A 17,903-nucleotide genomic window follows, 5' to 3' on the forward strand; every position below is an offset into this window, starting at 1 on the left:
AACTTTGGCCAACTGACTGAACCATATGGACTTGCACATGACAGAGATGGAGCGCGACGTCGTCCGTGAGATTCTGAACATAGGACTGGCCCGCGCTGCCGACTCGTTTGCGATAATTGCTCAGGAAAAAGTACTGCTGGAAGTTCCCAGCCTTGATCTGATGCCCGGTAACGGCATGCTGGACATGGTGCGGGAAATCCAGAAAACCAACGTGCCCATCCTGTCTGATATTCGCGGCGACTTCAACGGGACCACGCTGATGTTCTTTTCCGGACAGCATGTGCAACGGTTATCTAAAGTCTGCCTGCGGATGAATACTACTGCCTCGACAGATATCGACGAGATGCAGGAGTCGTTGCTGCTAGAAATCAGCAATATCATCACCGGGGCATTGGTAACGCAGCTGGCCAACATCCTGAAGGCCCAGATTTACGGCGCGCCACCATCCGCGCCCCACGGCGACATGGCCGACGCCCTGCAAAACCTGCTGGAAACGCATCCGCCGGTGCAGCCCATGATTTTCTCGGTTATCACGCAGTTCTCCGACAAAGAAAACTCGGTGGAGCTGCCGCTGATGCTGTTCTTCGACCGGCCGACGTTTATGAAGATCCTGGAAATCATCCGCACGTACGACTTTCTGGGTGGCACGCCGGCTTAGCTGACTCCGATTTCCCTGTTTTGTAACCACTCTGTAGGTCGCCGTTTGGTGGCCCTTACGGAGTGGTTATTTATTTTCGCCCATCTTTTCCCTGTTTCCCCAGTAGTATGGCCCATTCGACCCCAACCAGTCTTGAGAAAAAACTTGCCTCCTTCGACCCCAATGCTCTTGGCGATGCGCAGGGTGGCGTGTATGGCCTGCCATTCAGCATAGAAGAGGCCCAAGTGGTGATTGTGCCCGTGCCGTGGGAAGTGACCGTGTCGTATCGCGCAGGCACGGCCGAAGGTCCAGAAGCTATCCGCGACGCTTCGCTGCAGGTAGACTTGTTCGATCCGGACCTGCCCGAAGCCTGGCGCATGGGCTTGGCGATGGAAGAAAACGACGAAAAAGTAGCGGCCGAAAGCCAGGAACTGCGCCCCCGCGCCGAAGCCTACATCGGCTGGCTGGAAGAGGGCGAGCCGGAAGCAGACCACGCCAAGTATTCGACGGCTCCGGCCCACATCAACCAGCGCGGCGAAGCGTTGCTGCAGTATCTCAAGCAGAAAACCGGTGCCTACCTTGACGCCGGCAAAGGCGTGGTCCTGCTCGGCGGCGACCATAGCACGCCCCTGGGCTACCTGCACGCGCTGGCCGAGCGCCATGAGGAGTTCGGCATTCTGCAGATTGATGCGCACTGCGACCTGCGCCCCGCCTACGAGGGGTTTGAGTTTTCGCACGCTTCCATCATGTACAATGCCCTGAAGCTGCCGCAGGTGAAGAAGCTGGTGCAGGTAGGCATCCGCGACCTGTGCCAGCAGGAAGCCGAAATGGTGGAGCAGAGCAAGGGCCGCATCACCATGTTCCACAACCGGTTTCTGAGCGACGAGCGGTTCGCCAAGAAGTCGTGGAAGAAGGTGTGCGGCAAAATCATCGCGCAGTTGCCCCAGAAAGTGTACCTGAGCTTCGACATCGACGGCCTCGACCCTAAGCTGTGCCCCGGCACCGGCACGCCCGTGCCCGGCGGCCTGGAGTTTGAGGAGGCGCTGTACCTGATCCGGGCCGTGGTGCGCTCGGGCCGCACCATCATCGGCTGCGACCTGAACGAGGTAGGCCCCGGCGACACCGAGTGGAACGCCATTGTGGGTGCCCGCCTGCTCTACAGCATGGCCAACTGGATGGGCGTGTCGCAGGGCCGCCTGCAGGACCGGGGCGCCGACAAGTAGCCGTAATGCCGGTCGGCAGTGGGAGGTAAGGGAAGTATAGCGCCGGGCTTATCCTTTTTTGCGCCGGTGCGTACACCGACCAGATTTTCTCTCCTTCACTTCCCTCACACCACACTTTCCTATGGTAGGTTTCATTCTCAAATTCCTGCTCACGGCCATCATCACCTATGTGCTGGCCAACTTCCTGCCCGGCGCCCACATTGCAGGCTTCAGCGACGCTATTCTGCTGGTGATTGTGCTGGCCGTGCTCAACGCCGTGCTCAAGCCCATTCTCAAGCTGCTCGGCTTCCCGATTACGGTGCTCACGCTGGGCCTGTTCCTGCTGGTCATCAACGCGGCCATCGTCATGATTGCCGATGCGCTGCTGGCAGGCTTTTCCGTGGACAATTTCCTGTACGCGCTGCTCTTCAGCGTCGTGCTGTCCGTCGTGACGTCCATCGTGGACATGGTGGTGGACTAACGTCCGGCGCCTGTTAGCGTAGACAACCCCGGCTGCACAGGCAGCCGGGGTTTTTTATGCCTCATCCTCACGCATAACCTTGATTTGCATGACCACTACCTTACTTACCGACGTGCGCCGGACGCTGGCGGCAGAAACCGCGCCGGCTGCTGCCCTCACGCAGGTGCTGGAGCTCGTCGGGCAGGCGCTGGCCGCCGACCGCTGCTTTCTGTACGTGCGCGACCCGGCAGCTGGCCGCGGCCGCATTGCGCTCTGCTGGCGCCGCCACACCGACATTCCCAACCCCATCCACGACTGGCAAGACGATACCACCGACCTGCCGCAGGAAGACCCGCTGTTTCGGGCGGCCCTGGCGGCCAAGCCCTCGGTGTTCGTGGAAGACGTGGAAACCGCGCCGCCCACGGTGCTCAACCGCGCCTTCGAGCACAAAACCTTCGGCCATCGGGCCCTCATTCACGCGCACATCACCGAGCACGGCCAGCTGTGGGGGATCCTGCAGCCCTGCCTGTTCGGGCAGCCCCGCACCTGGACCGCCGACGAGCGGGCCGCTATTGAGAGCATCCTGCCGCTGCTGATGGCGCCCATTAAGGCCTATATGCAGACCGTGACGACGAGCTGAGGCCCGCCGCCGGGCAGTCCAACAGTCAGGCTGCCCCTCGGCGCCGCTGCCGCCATACGCGCAGCATTGCCACGGCCAGCCCCAGCAACGCAACCAGCGGCCAGTTGGCTACCACGCCCAGCACCAGATTGGTGAGCAGTTGCCAGCCGCTGTAGAAAGATTCCAGCAACCGGCTTCCAAACGACAGTACCGGCTGGTCAGGAGTAGGGCGCGCCAGTTCTTGGTAGTAGTTCAGCGTGATGGTGGAGTAGGCCACCTCGTTGTCGAGGGTGCGCAGGCGGCTTTCGGTGGCTTCAATGTTCTCCCGGATTTCGCCCATGTTCTCCTCGATTTCCAGAATGTCCGCCACCTTGCGCGCCTGGCCCAGCAAGGCTAGATAGCGTTGTTCCAGTGCCCGTTTGGAGCGTAGCCGCGCCGATATATCGGCGTGCTGCGTGGTTACGTCGTCAGTGCTGAGCTCTTTGTGGCGGAGGGTGCCCAGGCGGTTGAGGCCGCTGAGCAGGGCCTCGAAGCGGGCCGGCGCCACCCGAAGCTTCACCTCGTGCTGCCACCGTTCGTCTACGCGGGTTTCCGATATTTCCTCCGCGTAGGCCCCAAACGCGCGGATGAGGCTATCTACCTGCTGATTGGCAAGGGCCAGGTCGGCTACTTTTATCTGGACTTCGGCATGGTACACCAGCTTGCGGGTGGCCGCGGGAGTGGCCCCATTGGTAGCAGGTGCGCCTAGGCCGCCGGGCGGTGGTGGAACGGGTGCTTCAGGCGCCACTTCCAGCTTGTCCACCGATTCTTCGTACTGAGCAGAGGAAGGTGCCATCATCACGGCGGGCCGCGCTTCACCGGCGGCTTCCACTTCTCCGGCCGGTTCGGCGGGGTGGTCGGCGCAAGATGTTGCAAGCAATACAAACAGCAGCTGGGCAAGTGGCCTGATACGCATAGCACGGAATGGAATAGGTGAAACAATCAACCTGCCCGCCGCCACTCCCAACCCTTCACCATGCAAACGCTGCCGCCAACTGAAACAGTATAGCCGCTTTCAAATACACCTAAGCCAGCCAGCTGAAACGCAAAATGCCCGGCTGCCAAAGCGGCAACTGGGCATTAGTGCGCGGGAAAAGCGAACAGACTACAGCCGGCGAATCTTGGCGCCGAGGGCCGTGAGGCGCTGGTCGATGTACTGGTAGCCGCGGTCAATCTGCTCCACGTTCTCAATCACGCTGCGGCCTTCGGCGGAGAGGGCCGCAATCAGCAGGGCCACGCCGGCCCGGATATCGGGGGAGGTCATGCTGATGCCGCGCAGCTTCTGGCGCTGGTCGAGGCCGATGACGGTGGCGCGGTGCGGGTCGCAGAGAATCACTTGGGCGCCCATGTCGATGAGCTTGTCGACAAAGAACAGGCGCGACTCGAACATCTTCTGGTGAATGAGCACCGTGCCTTTGGCCTGGGTGGCCACCACCAGCACAATGCTGAGCAGATCGGGCGTGAAGCCGGGCCAGGTGTGGTCGGAAACCGTCAGGATGGAGCCGTCGAGGTAGGTGGCAATTTCGTAGTGGTCCTGGGCCGGAATGTGGATGTCGTCGCCGCGGAACTCCAGCTTGATGCCCAGCTTGCGGAATGTGTCGGGGATGATGCCCAGCTCCGGAATCTGGCAGTCCTTGATGGTGATTTCCGAGCCCGTCATGGCCGCCAGCCCAATAAAGGAGCCGATTTCAATCATGTCGGGCAGCATGCGGTGCTCGGTGCCGCCGAGGCTTTGCACGCCTTCAATGGTGAGCAGGTTGGAGCCGATACCGTTGATTTTCGCGCCCATGCGCACCAGCATCTTGCACAGCTGCTGCAGATACGGCTCGCAGGCGGCGTTGTAGATGGTAGTGGTGCCCTGGGCCAGCGCGGCGGCCATCAAAATGTTGGCCGTGCCGGTTACCGAGGCTTCGTCCAGCATCATGTAGGCGCCGGTCAGGCCGTTGTCGGCCTTGATGCGGTAGAAGTCGGTGCCTTCCAGCGTGAGCTTGCCGCCCAGCTTCTCCAGGCCCAGGAAGTGCGTATCCATCGGCCGGCGGCCTATTTTGTCGCCGCCGGGCTTGGGCAGTTGGCACTTGCCGAAGCGGGTCAGCATCGGGCCCAGAATCATCACCGAGCCACGCAGCGCGCCGGCCTGAGCAATGAACTCAGGTGTATCGAGGTAGTCGAGGTTGACGGCGTCGGCCTGGAAGCGGTAGGTGTCGGAAGCCAGCTTGCCCACCTTCACGCCCATGTCGCGCAGCAGCTCAATCAGCTTGTTGACGTCGCGGATGTCGGGGATATTGGAAATCGTGACGGCCTCCGGCGTAAGCAGAACGGCGCAGAGGATTTGCAGGGCTTCGTTTTTGGCGCCCTGCGGCACAATTTCACCCTTCAGCGGATGCCCGCCGATTACTTCAAATGAAGCCATGTGTTGAGTAAGCTGCAAGCCGTAAGCTACAAGCCGCAAGCTGTGTATGGTTGATAAAGACAGAGCAACAGCAAGCGTGCAGCTTGTAGCGTACGGCTTGCAGCTCTTAGACTATTGTGGGGGCTGCTGCTGCTCCTGGCGGCCTTTTTTGCCCCCGCGGCGCTGCTTGTCGCGGCGGTTGCCGTTGCCGCCACTACCACCGTTGCCGCCGCGGCGGCCTTCGCGCTCCTGGCGCGGCTGGGGCACAATGAACGGAGCCGGGCGGGCACCGGCTGTGGCTGCCGGAGCGGCGGCCATTTCAAACAGGCTCTGCGCTTCCACGGTGGCCGGGTCCAGGGTGAGCTGGCCGCCGGACAGGTCTTTCAGGTGCTTGAGGATCGTGACGTCCTTGGCGTTTTCCTTGTTGTGCGAGCGGTACAGAAACTTCATCGTGCGGCCGATGGTGATGGTGGCCTGCTCGCGTTCCGTGGGGTCTTCCAGCGTGAGGGCCTTTTCCACCATCAGCTCTACACCGCGGCCGTAGGCGCGCAGCTTGAGGTTTTTCTCGGGGTAGGCCAGGGGCTTGGGCTGCTGGTGCAGCTCTTTCAGGCCTTTCAACTGGAAGGGCGCGTCAATGTCCAGGTCTTCGTCGGCCATCTCGTAGAGGTGGTTCCAGACTTTTTCCTGGGAGTTGGGCTGGTCGCGTAGGCTGGGCTGCAGCCGGAAAATCAGCTGCACGATCTGCGTGGCGCGGCGCGTGCGCTCGGCCTTGTCTTCCACTTCGCGCAGGCCCTGGATGAGCTGGAAAGTGGTTTGGCCGTACTCGCGCTGGAGCAGCTCGTGTTTATGTAAGATGGGAAGGGGCATTCTAAGAAAATAAGCGCCGGCGCAGGCCGGCGGCAGTGCAAAAATAGGAGGCTTTTGTTCCGGATCTGTACCAGCAAAGCAGCGTTAGCCGGTGGGTAGGCGCGCCTGGCTACCGGCGTGCGGCCCGGAACAACGGTTAGCCCAGCACGCGCAATTTCGCAAAACTCAGCAATAACGTCTTCTCGCCGACCTCGTCGAAGTTGATGATGGCTTTGGTGGAGCCCTGCACGGTTTCCAGCTTGGTTACCTGGCCGAAGCCGAACTTGGGGTGCTCGACGCGCTGGCCGGTCTGCAGGTTGCTGGTGTCGGAAGGTACGAAATCAGCCGGTGCCACGTACTTGGTGGCGGCTGTCTTACGCGGCGCCGGCGGAATCAGGTTCGAGCGGCGCTCAAATACGTGCCCAAACGGCGACTCACCCGGTCCGGCGCGGTCGGGCCCGGGGCCGGCCGAGTACTTGAAGTCCACATACTTCGGGTCGATTTCGTCGAGGAAGCGGCTTTTCTCGCAGCTGCGCAGGTTGCCCCACTGGTAGCGGGAGGTGGCGTAGCTGAGCGTCAGTTTTTTCTCGGCCCGCGTGATGGCCACGTAGAACAGGCGGCGCTCCTCCTCCAGGTCGGCGCGGGAGGTTATCATCATCTGGCTCGGAAACAGGTTTTCCTCCATGCCCACGATGTAGACGTTGCGGAACTCCAGGCCCTTGGCCGAGTGAATGGTCATCATGGTCACCTGCTCGCCCTCGGCCTGGGCGTCCTTGGTGTCGGCGTCGGTCACCAGGGCAATGTCCTGCAGGAAGGCGCCCAGCGTTTTTTCCTCACGCTCGGGGTCTTCCACGAAAGCCTTCACGCCGTTCAATAGTTCCTGGATGTTCTCGTAGCGGCTCAGGCCCTCAATGCTTTTATCGGCGTAGAGCTCCTCAATCATGCCCGAGTTCTTGGCAATGAACTTGGCGGCCTCGAAGGCGTCTTCCTTGGCCGCCACGGCCGTGTAGGCCTTGATTTTCTCGGCGAAGTCCACAATCGGGTTGGCGGCGCGGGCGGGCAGAAACTGGTCGGCGTTGGCCACCACTTCCCAGATGGTGTGGTTGCTTTCCTCGGCCGCGTTGATGAGCTTGGCAATGGTCGTGTCGCCGATGCCGCGCTTGGGGTAGTTTATCACGCGGCGCAAGGCCTGCTCGTCGTTGGGGTTCACCGTGAGGCGCAGGTAGGCCACCAAATCCTTAATTTCCTTGCGCTGGTAGAAGCTCAGGCCACCGACAATCTTGTACTTGATGTTGAGCTTGCGCAACGATTCCTCCATGGCCCGGCTTTGGGCGTTGGTGCGGTACAGGATGGCAAAGTCGTCGTACGACAGATGCTGGTTCATCTTGTCCTCGTAGATGCTCTGGGCCACCAGCTTGCCTTCCTCGTTGTCGGAGGCGGCCTTCAGTACCTCAATCAGCGGGCCTTCCTCGTTGTCGGAAAACACGTCCTTGCGCAACTGGGCCTGGTTGTTTTTGATAACCGAGTTGGCCGCCCACACGATGTTCTTGGTGGAGCGGTAGTTCTGCTCCAGCTTGAACACCTGCAGCTCAGGGTAGTCTTTCTCGAAATTCAGTATGTTCTGAATGTCGGCGCCCCGGAAGGCATAGATGCTCTGCGCGTCGTCGCCGACCACGCAGATGTTGCGCTCCTTGGCGGCCAGCTTGCGCGCAATCAGGTACTGGGAGTAGTTGGTGTCCTGGTACTCGTCCACCATCACGTACCGGAACATGTTCTGGTACTTGTTCAGCACGTCGGGGTGCTCCCGGAACAGCACGTTGGTCTGGTAGAGCAGGTCGTCGAAGTCCATGGCCCCGGCCTTGAAGCAACGAGCGGCATACTGCTGATAGATGGCGCCCAGCTTGGGCCGCAGCGCCGCCTCGTCGTCCTGCCGGATAACGGGGTCGTTGAGGTACTGCTGCACCGAAATCAGCTTGTTTTTGGCCGACGAAATGCGCCCCAGCACCATATTGGGCTTGTAGAGCTTGTCGTCGAGCTCCATTTCCTTCAGAATCTGCCCGATGAGGGTTTTGCTGTCCTGAGTATCGTAGATGGTGAAGGAGCGGGGGTAGCCCATCTTGTCGGCCTCAGAGCGCAGAATACGCGCGAAGATGCTGTGGAAGGTGCCCATCCACAGGTTCTTGGCGTTCGTGCCAACCACCTTCTCAATCCGGGCGCGCATTTCCTTGGCGGCCTTGTTGGTGAAGGTGAGGGCCAGCACATTGAACGGATCGACGCCTTGCTCCAACAGATTGGCAATGCGGTAGGTGAGCACCCGGGTTTTGCCCGAGCCCGCGCCAGCTATAATCATGCAAGGGCCTTCGATTTGCATCACGGCGGCCGCCTGCGAGGGGTTCAGTAACGAGTGATAATCGAGTCCCATGCGTGGTAAGTCAGAATCGGAAACTAAGCCGGTTGGCTTGTTAGCAAAGGTAGGGCTTTGAGGCGGGGGAAGGAAATGATACTAACAGCGGATAGATTGAGGTTGTATCTTCGGTGGCTATTAACAACCATCACGGATGGATACCTCTTATATACATTCATCTTGGCGCAACAACGCTCCGATTGGAGCTGTTGCCGCGCTAGCTTATTATGGGTTTGGGTTCGGAATCTGCTTCGGATTGGCGCAATTCATGCCTGTAGCCGATATGTGTAATCCGGGTTTACCTCTGGGAGTTGGCGCTTTACTAGTAGCTATTGGGGCTATACAAGTGTTAGTTGTGCTGATTATACTGCTGACGCGCAACCACAACCGATTTATCGTAGGGTACTTCGTTGGCCATATTCTAGTATTGGGTGGGATATGGCTTGAGTTAGCTTCAGCTACAAATAAGCTAGCATACGCAGCAACGCAGGAACTACACGCCGTATCTTAGCCCGGTGAATCCTGCCGTGCTTACTTCCGTCAAAACCAAGTTTCCGCTGTCCATTCTGTGCCTGTCGGATAGTTGGGGCGGGCTGGAGTTGAATACGGCTCGGTTTGCCGGCTGGATGCAGCAGCGGGGCTGGCCCGTGCAGGTAATCACCCGCGCCGGCTCCCCGCTAGCCGTCCGGGCCGCCGAGCTGGGCCTGCTCGTAGTGCCGTTCGAGAACCGCTGGAAAGCCCTCGACGTGCCCGCCGCCCGCCGGCTGGTCGGGGTACTGCGCGCATTCGGCACCGGCGCCCTGCTCATCACCCGCAACGCCGATCTGGGCGTGGCCGTGCTGGCCAAACGGCTGTACAGTCCCGGTATGCCGCTGGTGTATCAGCAGCACATGCAGCTGGGGCTGGCCAAGCGCGGGCTGGTGCACACGCTGCGCTACAAGGCCCTGGCCGCCTGGCTCGCGCCGCTGCCCGGCCTGGCCCGACAGGTGCTCGAGAAAACCCGGCTGGCTCCCGAAAAGCTGCACGTAGTGCCTCTGGGTGTGGAGCTGGACAAGTTTATGGACGAGCAGCTAACCACCACCGAAGCCCGCCGCCAGCTACACCTGGAGCTGCCCGCCGGGGCCGTGCTGCTGGGCCTAATCGGGCGGTTTGATGATGGCAAGGGGCAGGATTTTCTGGTGGAGGCATTGGCCCGGCTACGGCCCCGGTTCCCGCAGCTGCACCTGCTGCTCGTCGGGGAGCCCACCCGCAATGAAGGCACTGCCTACTACGAGGCCCTGCTCACCCGCATCCGGGAGCTGGGCCTGACCGATGCCGTGCACCTGCGCGGCTTCACGCCCCAGCCCGAAGTCGCCTACCGCGCCCTCGACGTTTCCATCACGGCTTCTACCAATGAAACCTACGGCATGGTGACCATTGAGGCCCTGGCAGCCGGCCGGCCGGTGGTGGGCGCGGCGGCCGGCGGTACCCGGGAGCTGCTGGCCGACAACCGCACCGGCCTGCTGTTCGAACTGCGCAACGAAGCCGCGTTTGCCGCCTGCATCGAGCGGCTATTGACGGAGCCCGGTTTGGCCGAGCGGCTGGGGGCGGCAGGGCAGGCCGAGGCGTTGGCCACGTACGCCCACACCCGGCAGTGCGAGCTAACGGAACAAGTGCTGTGGCGGCTGGGGTAAAAGCGGGTATCTTTGTGTTGCCGATTTCCTGTCGCGGGCCCCGACGGTTTTACTACCGTTCCAGGCTGTCCTCTGACTCCGCTGCAAAACCGTCGGCATGTGCTGCGGAACCCCATTCCCATGATCCAGATCCAGAACACCCTGATTTCCGACGACGTTCGGGACAATTTCTTCGTTTGTAACCTCGAAGCCTGCAAGGGGGCCTGTTGCGTGGAAGGCGACCTGGGCGCGCCGCTCGAAGACGCCGAGCTGGCCATCCTGGAGCAGGAATACGCCAACATCAAGCCCTTCCTTACCGAGGCCGGCCAGCAGGCCATCGAGGCGCAGGGTCTGTATATCAAGGACTGGGAAGGCGACTTCAGCACCACCACCATCAACGACCGGGAGTGCGCCTACGCCCTCTACGACGAGCGGGGTATCCTGAAATGCGGCATCGAGCAGGCCTACCTGGCCGGCGCCACCAGCTTCAAAAAGCCCATCAGCTGCCACCTGTACCCCATCCGCATCACCAAGTATGACGGCTTTGAGGCCCTCAACTACGACCGGTGGAGCATCTGCTCACCGGCCTGCAGCTTCGGCGCTAACTTGGGCGTGCGCGTCTATCAGTTCCTGAAGGAACCGCTCATCCGCAAGTACGGCGAGGACTGGTACGGCGAACTGGTGCACGAAATTGAGCACGGCAGCCCCGCCGAATAATGCTTCCTGCATAAAGAAAAAGGCCGGCTAAGCAGCCGGCCTTTTTCTTTTTTAGGTTATCGAAACCAGCTTACTGCCAGGTTTCGGTGCGCGTCTGGCTGGTGCCGGTGGGCGTGAAGGTGCGGTTGGCGCCGCCTTCGTACAGTACGTTGCCAGCCGCATCCTTGCGGATGTACTTGTACTGCACGCTGGTGCCGCTGGTCAGGTTGAGGGTGCCTTTCCAAACCGGATAGGCGGTGCCGCTCAGCTTGATGGCGTTGGCCGCGTTCCAGGCGCCGAGCTGGGCGGTGCTGCCCAGCACGTACACATCCTGCCCCGAAGTGGTGCCGCTGTACGTCACGTTAAACGAAACAGCCGTGGTAGTGGTGGAGGGAGGCGTCGTGACGGTGCCGCCGGGCACCCACACCGAGTAGCTGCGGGCATTCACCGGGAAGTTGCCGTTGCCGTTGGCATCGGTGGTCACGGTGCCGGTGTTGTTGCCGGTCTTGTCGGTGAGGGTGGCGCTCTTGAAGGGCGTGGTGATGGTTTTGGTACGGGCCGTGCTGCCGTCGTTGAGCAGCATCAACAGGCCCTTGTGGGTGGCGTCGCCGGCGCGGGAGTACACGTACACGTCGGCGTCGTTGATGCTGGTGTACTCGGCGGCGGCACCGTAGGCGTTGGCCTGGCGGATGCCGTTCAGGGTTTTGATCTGGTTGCCGAGGCCGTAGTTGTAGTAGTCCTTGTAGAACACGCAGGGGTAGCCGTTGGCGCGGGTCAGGATGTAGGCGTAGGCCAGCATCTTGAGGTTGGTCACGGGCGAGTACAGGGCGCCGGGGTGGTCGGTATCGTGGTTGTCCACGAAGCTCACCGACAGCGTCGGGTTCGACTCGGTGAAACCGGCGAACTGCAGCCCGCGCATGTCCCAGGCGCCGTTGCCGTTGCTCATGTCCTGGAAGGTGTAGTGCAGCGGCACGTCGAAGAGGCTGGTGCGGCCCCCGGTGGCGGCGGCGTAGTTTTTCAGGTCCTGCAGGTTGCGGAACCAAGCCTCGCTCACGGCAAAGCGGCCGTTGGTTTTCACCGCGTCCAGCCACTGGTTCACGTAGGGCGTGTAGATGTGCTTGGTGGCATCGAGGCGGTAGCCGTCGAGGCTCATCTTGGTGGTAATCCAGTTACCCCAGTTGATGGTTTCAGTCTGGTTGGCGGCGTTGTTGTTGTACTGGATTTCCGAGCCCAGCAGGTTGTCGTAGGCGTCGTTGTTGGCGTAGGGCTGGAAGTCCCAGCTTTTCCACTGGTACCAGCCGTTGTTAGGCGCCTGCTGCGTGCCGGTGAAGTTGTTGAAGCTCCACTTATAGCTGCTGTGGGTGTTGCCGCGGCCCGGGAAGTTGAACTTGGTGTACACCAGGTTGCCGTTCACGTTTTCCTGCGCGTCGGCCCAGGTCATGTGGTTCATCACCATGTCCTCGTACACCTGCAGGCCCTGGCCCTTCATGGCCCCAATTGCAGTCTGCAACTGCCCGAGGGTGCCGTAGCGCGTGGCCACGGTGCCTTTCTGGTTGAACTCGCCCAGGTCGTAGCGGTCATACACGCCGTAGCCGACGTCGCTCTGGCTGCCGCCTTTGTACGCCGGGGGTAGCCATAAAGCTGTGATGCCGGCTGCTTTCAACTCGGCGGCTTTGGAGCCCAGCACCTGCCACCAGGTGCCTTGCGTGTTGGTAATGGGGACATCCCAGTAGAAGGCCTGCATCATCACGCCATTGGTCACCACGGCACTCTGCGTGGCCGGGGCGGCGCTTGGGGCTGCCGTGGGCTGCACCGCATCCTTGGTGCAGGCTTGCGCAAGCAGTCCTGCGGCAGCCAGCCCCCATAGGGCCAGCGCGTTCATTTTTCTCATAAAAGTGGGAGTTGGTTGTGGTAAGAAAGAACGAAACAATACTATTCATTTTATGAGAATTATTCAATTGAAGACCAATAATTTTTACGTGCAGAATTTGGGGCGACATCTTGAATATGCTGTTTTTGGGCTTTATGCCCATGTTCTGTTTATACAGGTGCTGAATGATGTGCTTGTAATAATACTATATTGATCAAAGCCGGTGCTGTGTTGCTCTGTTTGGTAGATGTGCCACACGAAAACGCCCGGTCTGCAAAGCAAACCGGGCGTTGAAAGAAAAGCGGGAAGCTGGTGGAGCTTACAGTTCCGAGAAGTCGAAGGAGGTTTCCAGGAACTTCGTGGTGAAGTTGCCGGCCTTGAAGTCGGCGTTGTCCATGAGCTTCAAATGGAACGGAATCGTCGTTTTCACGCCTTCCACCACAAACTCGCTCAGGGCGCGTTTCATCTTCACGATGCACTCCTCGCGGGTCTGGGCCACGGTGATGAGCTTGGCAATCATCGAGTCGTAGTTGGATGGAATCTGGTAGCCCGCATACACGTGCGTATCCACGCGCACGCCGTGGCCGCCGGGGATGTGTAGGGTCGTGATTTTGCCGGGGGAGGGGCGGAAGTCCTTGGTGGGGTCTTCGGCGTTGATGCGGCACTCCATGGCGTGCATGCGCGGGTAGTAGTTGTCGCCCGAAATCGGGATGCCAGCCGCCACTTTGATCTGCTCCTTGATGAGGTCGTAGTTGATGATTTCCTCGGTCACGGGATGCTCCACCTGAATGCGGGTGTTCATCTCCATGAAGTAGAAGTCGCGGTTAGCGTCTACCAGAAACTCAATCGTGCCCACGCCCTCGTAGCCGATGGCCGACGCGCCGGCTACGGCCGCGGCGCCCATCTTCTCGCGCAGCTCGTCGGTCATAAACGGCGACGGTGCCTCTTCCACCAGCTTCTGGTGGCGGCGCTGAATGCTGCAGTCGCGCTCCGACAGGTGGCACACCCGCCCGAACTGGTCGCCGCAGATCTGGATTTCGATGTGGCGGGGCTCCACCACAAACTTCTCCAGATACATACCGTCGTTACCGAAAGCAGCCTTGGACTCGGTGCGGGCATCGTTCCAGGCCTTCTCGAACTCGTCTTCGGCGTTGATGATGCGCATGCCGCGCCCACCGCCACCGGCCGTAGCCTTCAGAATCACCGGGTACTTGATTTTGGCGGCAATCTTCTTGCCCTGCTCCACCGACTCCAGCAAGCCCACCGAGCCCGGAATGCAGGGCACGCCAGCCTTGATCATCGTGGCTTTGGCCGAAGCCTTGTCGCCCATCTGGTTGATCATCTCGGGCGAGGCCCCGATGAACTTGATGCCGTTTTCGTGGCATACGCGCGAGAATTCGGCGTTTTCGCTCAGGAAACCATAGCCCGGATGGATGGCGTCGGCGTTGGTGATTTCGGCGGCGGCAATCAGCGTCGGGATGCTGAGGTAGCTCTTGGCCGAAGCCGGTGGCCCGATGCACACCGCTTCATCAGCAAAGCGCACATGCAGGCTTTCCTTGTCGGCGGTCGAATACACGGCCACCGTCTTGATGCCCATTTCCTTACAGGTGCGGATAATGCGCAAGGCAATTTCGCCCCGGTTGGCAATCAGTATTTTTTTGAACACAGCTCTAGTGAGAAGTGAGAAATGAGAAGCGAGAAGTAAGACAGGTCCGTTTTAGGGTTCTTACTTCTCACTTCTCATTTCTCATGTCTGAAATTACATCGGCTCAATCAGGAACAGCGGCTGGTCGTATTCCACCGGTGAGGCGTTTTCTACCAGGGCTTTCACCACGCGGCCACTCTGCTCGGCTTCGATTTCGTTGAAGAGCTTCATGGCTTCGATGATGCAAATCACCTGGCCTTTCTCTACCAAGTCACCTACCTGAATGAAAGCGGGCGTTTCGGGGCCGCTGCTGCGGTAGAACGTGCCAATCATCGGGGATTTCAGCGGAACCATGTTGCTGGCTTCGGCTGGGGCCGGAGCAGCAGCTGGAGCTGGTGCGGCGGCAACCGGAGCGGCGGCTGGAGCAGCCACAGCAGCGGGAGCAGCCTGCGGCGCTGGCGCGGCTACGCTCATTACCTGGCGGGTGTTAGGCTCGCGCTGAACCGAGATTTTAAATTCCTCGGTTTCGATGTTGACCTTGTTGAGGCCCGACTTGGCGATGAAGTCGATGAGTTCCTGGAGTTCTTTGGCTTTCATGGAGGAAGGCTTGAGGGGCTGCTTACTTGACTCTTTCGACATAGGAGTAATCACTGGTCTTGATGCGGATTTTGGTATCGGTATCAATGAACAGCGGCACCTGAATGCGGGCGCCAGTTTCCACGATGGCCGGCTTGAGCGTGTTGGTAGCAGTGTCGCCTTTCAGGCCGGGCTCGGTGTAGGTCACCATCAGCTCCACGGTGGTCGGCAGCTCGGCCGTGAGGGGCTGCTCGGTTTCGGCGTGGAACAGGATGGTGGCCACCTGGCCTTCCTTCATGATATCGGCGAAGGGCACCATGGCCTCAGGCAGCACTACCTGCTCAAACGACTCATTGTCCATGAACGTGTAGCCGTAGTCGTCTTTGAACAGGTACTGGTGCGGGCGCTGCTCTACGCGGGCCGTTTCCACTTTCACGCCGGCGTTGAACGTGTTGTCGAGCACTTTGCCGGTTTTGATGTTGCGAAGCTTGGTGCGCACGAAGGCCGGGCCTTTGCCGGGCTTCACGTGCTGGAATTCGGTGATGACGTGCAAGTCGCCGTTGTAGTTCAGAACGAGCCCGTTGCGAAAATCTGCAGTGGTTGCCATGGGTGGGAATTAAGAATTAGGAATCAAGAATTAAGAAATGAGCATTATCAATTGGCTGGAAATCTGTCTGAAAGCAACGAGCCAATTTTTAATCCTTAATTCTTAATTGAAAAAAGAAGTGCCGTCCCGGCAGTAGTGGCGGGGCGGCACGACGGGAGTGCAAGTATAGAGGTTTTCCGTTTTCGCGCCGCTATGCCAGGGCCGCCTGCGGATCGGGTTTGGGGTCGTAGGCCCACTTCAGGTAGATGGAACCCCAGGTGAAGCCCCCGCCGAAAGCGGCAAGCACGAGGTTGTCGCCGCGGCGCAGCTGCTGCTCGTAGTCGGCCAGGCACAGCGGAATCGTGCCGTTGGTGGTGTTGCCGTAGCGGTGGATGTTGAGCATCACCTTCTCCGGCCCCACGCCCATGCGGTTGGCGGTGGCGTCGATGATGCGCTTGTTGGCCTGGTGCGGTACCAGCCACGCCACCTCCTCGTTGGTGAGATGGTTGCGCTCCATCACCTGGGCCGCTACGTTGGCCATGTTCGTGACGGCGAACTTGAACACCGTAGCGCCTTCCTGGTACACGAAATGCTCGCGGTTGGCCACGGTTTCGGAGGAAGGCGGGCGGCGGCTGCCACCGGCTTTCTGGTGCAGGTACTGCTCGCCGTTGCCATCGGAGCGGAGCACCTGATCGAGCACGCCGTAGCCGTCGGTATTGGGCTCCAGCAGCACGGCCCCGGCGCCGTCGCCAAAAATGATGCAGTTGGCGCGGTCTGTATAGTCGATGATGGACGACATCTTGTCGGCGCCCACCACCACTACTTTTTGGTAAGTGCCGGTCTGGATGTATTGCGCCCCGGTAGCCAGCGCAAACAGGAAGCCCGAGCAGGCCGCCTGCATATCGAAGCTGAATGCCTTGGTGGTGCCCACGGCCGCCGAAATGATGTTGGCCGTGGCCGGAAATACCAGATCCGGCGTGGTAGTCGAGCAAATCAGCAGGTCGATGTCCTCAGCCTTGGTCCCCGTTTTCTCCAGCAGCTGCTGCACTGCCTTAATGGCCATCACCGAAGTGCCCTGGTTTTCACCTTTCAGGATACGGCGCTCCTTAATGCCCGTCCGGGTGGTGATCCACTCGTCGGTTGTATCTACCAGCTTCTCGAGTTCGTGGTTGGTAAGCACGTAATCGGGCACGTAGGAGCCCACTCCGGTAATTGCAGCGGTAATTCTCATTGAAGAAAGGTCGGGGAGCGCGGCAAGAAAAAATCCGGCCGGGGCCGGACTTAGTCGCTAGGACTTGAAAGTGTTTTTTATCTGGTCGGCAATACCGGAATGGGCCATTTGGTAGCCCTGCAGCAGCATGTTACAGATAGCCAGCGGCGTGCTGACCCCGTGCCCGATAATGGAGTTGTCGTTGATGCCCAGAATGGGCGACCCACCGACGGCTTCGTAGTTAAATTTGTCGAAGAACGGATCCTGCTGCATCTTCTTGTCCACCATGATTTCGTAGATGGACTCGGCCATCTTCAGCATCACGTTGCCGGTGTAGCCGTCGCAGACGATGACATCGGCCTTGTCGTTGAACAGGTCGCGGCCTTCGATATTGCCGATGAAGTTGAGGTGCGGATTCACTTTCAGCAGCTGATGAGCGGCCTGGGTGATGGAAGTGCCTTTGCCTTCTTCTTCCCCCAGGTTCATCAGGCCCACTTTTGGCTTGTCGATGCCTAGCACGTAGTGCGCGTAGAGGGAACCCAGTTCACCAAACTGCTCCAGCATTTCGGGCTTGCACTCGGCGTTGGCGCCCACATCCAGCAGAATACCCAGGCCGCCGTGCAGCTTGGGTACAAAGTTGGCAATGGCTGGGCGCATCACGCCGGGAACCGGCTTTACGCTGAACATGGCTCCCACCAGCATAGCGCCCGTGTTGCCAGCCGAGCAGAAGGCCTCAATCTGGCCTTCGTGCAGCAGGCGGTAGCCGACGGCGATGCTGGAGTCCTGCTTCTGCTGGTAGGCTTTGGCCGGATGCTCGCCCATTTCAATAATCTGCGAGGCCGGTACCAGCTCCAGCGTAGCTGCGGCCGCACCATGCTTTTCCAGCAACGGGCGAACAGCATCTTCCTGGCCGATTAGCACAATCTGTGCCTTGCCAGCCAACTGTTGCGCAGCCAGCACAGCACCGTCAACAGCTGCCTGGGGCGCAAAATCGCCCCCCATAGCGTCCAGGGCTATCTTCATGTACGGAGTATCAAAGAGGAGTCTGGGAGAGAAACCCACCGCTAACCCC

Annotated in this window: 16 protein-coding genes; 6 read left to right on the top strand and 10 right to left on the bottom strand. The window is 60.1% G+C overall.

Annotated elements, in window-relative coordinates; genetic code table 11:
• The first annotated feature begins 25 nt into the window (after positions 1-25).
• The 4 genes from O3303_RS03825 to O3303_RS03840 all read left to right on the top strand — a co-directional run bounded on the left by O3303_RS03825 (position 26) and on the right by O3303_RS03840 (position 2,939).
• Positions 26-658 (top strand): chemotaxis protein CheC, encoded by a 633-nt coding sequence (locus O3303_RS03825; protein WP_269560741.1) that lies wholly within the window; start codon positions 26-28, stop codon positions 656-658.
• A 107-nt stretch (positions 659-765) separates the two neighbouring features.
• The gene (locus O3303_RS03830; RefSeq protein ID WP_269560742.1) at positions 766-1,860 is read left to right on the top strand and encodes an agmatinase family protein; all 1,095 of its coding nucleotides are present in this window, start codon (positions 766-768) and stop codon (positions 1,858-1,860) included.
• A gap of 121 nt (positions 1,861-1,981) precedes the next feature.
• A complete protein-coding gene (locus O3303_RS03835) occupies positions 1,982-2,320 on the top strand; it encodes a phage holin family protein (RefSeq protein ID WP_269560743.1) in 339 nt (112 codons plus the stop codon).
• A gap of 88 nt (positions 2,321-2,408) precedes the next feature.
• Positions 2,409-2,939, top strand: a complete 531-nt coding sequence (locus O3303_RS03840; RefSeq protein ID WP_269560744.1) for a GAF domain-containing protein — start codon at positions 2,409-2,411, stop codon at positions 2,937-2,939.
• A 25-nt stretch (positions 2,940-2,964) separates the two neighbouring features.
• On the opposite strand, the gene O3303_RS03845 is transcribed toward O3303_RS03840, so the two are convergent.
• The 4 genes from O3303_RS03845 to O3303_RS03860 form a co-directional block, all read right to left on the bottom strand.
• On the bottom strand, positions 2,965-3,837 hold the full coding sequence (locus O3303_RS03845) for a DUF4349 domain-containing protein (protein WP_269560745.1): 873 nt from the start codon (positions 3,835-3,837) through the stop codon (positions 2,965-2,967).
• 225 nt (positions 3,838-4,062) lie between these two features.
• A complete protein-coding gene (murA, locus tag O3303_RS03850) occupies positions 4,063-5,367 on the bottom strand; it encodes a UDP-N-acetylglucosamine 1-carboxyvinyltransferase (protein WP_269560746.1) in 1,305 nt (434 codons plus the stop codon).
• A gap of 111 nt (positions 5,368-5,478) precedes the next feature.
• Positions 5,479-6,213 (bottom strand): DUF4290 domain-containing protein, encoded by a 735-nt coding sequence (locus O3303_RS03855; RefSeq protein WP_269560747.1) that lies wholly within the window; start codon positions 6,211-6,213, stop codon positions 5,479-5,481.
• Positions 6,214-6,349: 136 nt separating this feature from the next.
• Positions 6,350-8,614 carry an ATP-dependent helicase gene (locus tag O3303_RS03860; RefSeq protein ID WP_269560748.1) on the bottom strand — a complete coding sequence of 755 codons (2,265 nt, stop codon included), beginning with the start codon at positions 8,612-8,614 and terminating at the stop codon, positions 6,350-6,352.
• A 509-nt stretch (positions 8,615-9,123) separates the two neighbouring features.
• Between O3303_RS03860 and O3303_RS03865 the strand changes: the two genes are divergently transcribed.
• On the top strand, positions 9,124-10,269 hold the full coding sequence (locus O3303_RS03865) for a glycosyltransferase family 4 protein (protein ID WP_269560749.1): 1,146 nt from the start codon (positions 9,124-9,126) through the stop codon (positions 10,267-10,269).
• 120 nt (positions 10,270-10,389) lie between these two features.
• A complete protein-coding gene (locus O3303_RS03870; protein WP_269560750.1) occupies positions 10,390-10,965 on the top strand; it encodes a DUF3109 family protein in 576 nt (191 codons plus the stop codon).
• Positions 10,966-11,035: 70 nt separating this feature from the next.
• Here O3303_RS03870 and O3303_RS03875 read toward each other — a convergent pair whose 3' ends face one another.
• From O3303_RS03875 to plsX, 6 genes are all read right to left on the bottom strand, one after another.
• Positions 11,036-12,835 carry an alpha-amylase gene (locus O3303_RS03875; RefSeq protein WP_269560751.1) on the bottom strand — a complete coding sequence of 600 codons (1,800 nt, stop codon included), beginning with the start codon at positions 12,833-12,835 and terminating at the stop codon, positions 11,036-11,038.
• 298 nt (positions 12,836-13,133) lie between these two features.
• Positions 13,134-14,480: an acetyl-CoA carboxylase biotin carboxylase subunit gene (gene accC, locus O3303_RS03880; protein WP_269560752.1), complete on the bottom strand. Its 1,347-nt coding sequence runs from the start codon at positions 14,478-14,480 to the stop codon at positions 13,134-13,136.
• A gap of 93 nt (positions 14,481-14,573) precedes the next feature.
• The gene (gene accB, locus O3303_RS03885) at positions 14,574-15,056 is read right to left on the bottom strand and encodes an acetyl-CoA carboxylase biotin carboxyl carrier protein (protein WP_269560753.1); all 483 of its coding nucleotides are present in this window, start codon (positions 15,054-15,056) and stop codon (positions 14,574-14,576) included.
• A 22-nt stretch (positions 15,057-15,078) separates the two neighbouring features.
• A complete protein-coding gene (gene efp / locus O3303_RS03890; RefSeq protein WP_269560754.1) occupies positions 15,079-15,642 on the bottom strand; it encodes an elongation factor P in 564 nt (187 codons plus the stop codon).
• A gap of 190 nt (positions 15,643-15,832) precedes the next feature.
• Positions 15,833-16,852 carry a beta-ketoacyl-ACP synthase III gene (locus tag O3303_RS03895; protein ID WP_269560755.1) on the bottom strand — a complete coding sequence of 340 codons (1,020 nt, stop codon included), beginning with the start codon at positions 16,850-16,852 and terminating at the stop codon, positions 15,833-15,835.
• 57 nt (positions 16,853-16,909) lie between these two features.
• Entirely contained in the window at positions 16,910-17,854 is a 945-nt protein-coding gene (gene plsX, locus O3303_RS03900) for a phosphate acyltransferase PlsX (protein WP_269560756.1), read from the bottom strand.
• Between the last annotated feature and the right edge of the window lie 49 nt (positions 17,855-17,903).

The sequence above is a fragment of the Hymenobacter canadensis genome (genome assembly GCF_027359925.1).
GTDB lineage: Bacteria > Bacteroidota > Bacteroidia > Cytophagales > Hymenobacteraceae > Hymenobacter > Hymenobacter canadensis.